The 364-nt window shown below is 74.2% G+C and carries 1 protein-coding gene; it reads right to left on the reverse strand.

Annotation, left to right across the window (positions count from 1 at the left end; all coding sequences use genetic code 11):
- A partial coding sequence (locus AOK17_RS53205; protein ID WP_245697851.1) for an IspD/TarI family cytidylyltransferase occupies nucleotides 1-364 on the reverse strand: 364 nt, incomplete at both ends.

A 364-nucleotide genomic window follows, 5' to 3' on the forward strand; every position in this document is an offset into this window, starting at 1 on the left:
TCGTGCCCGGGCACGACGACCACCCGAAGCCCGAGCTGCTCGACCATGCTCGCGTCATCGGTGACGTTCTCGGTGACGGTCTCGTGCGCGCGCACGAGCGTGTCACGGTCGAACCCCTGCGGAGTCTGCACGGCCCGCAGCAGCGCCCGCTCCGGCGTGGCGACCACGGGCTCGGGCTCCCCGGCCACCCCCGCGGGCTCGACCTGCTTGACGGTGTCCGCGAGAGGCAGCGCGGGCACGACGGCGGGAGCCCCGTCCCGTACGGCCTCGATGACGGCATCGACCGTGTCGACGGGCACCAGCGGGCGCGCCGCGTCGTGCACGAGCACGATGTCGATCCCGGGCGGCAGCGCGTCGAGCCCTA

Origin of the sequence: Streptomyces phaeochromogenes, assembly GCF_001418655.1 — a bacterium.
GTDB classification, from domain to species: Bacteria; Actinomycetota; Actinomycetes; order Streptomycetales; family Streptomycetaceae; genus Streptomyces; species Streptomyces phaeochromogenes.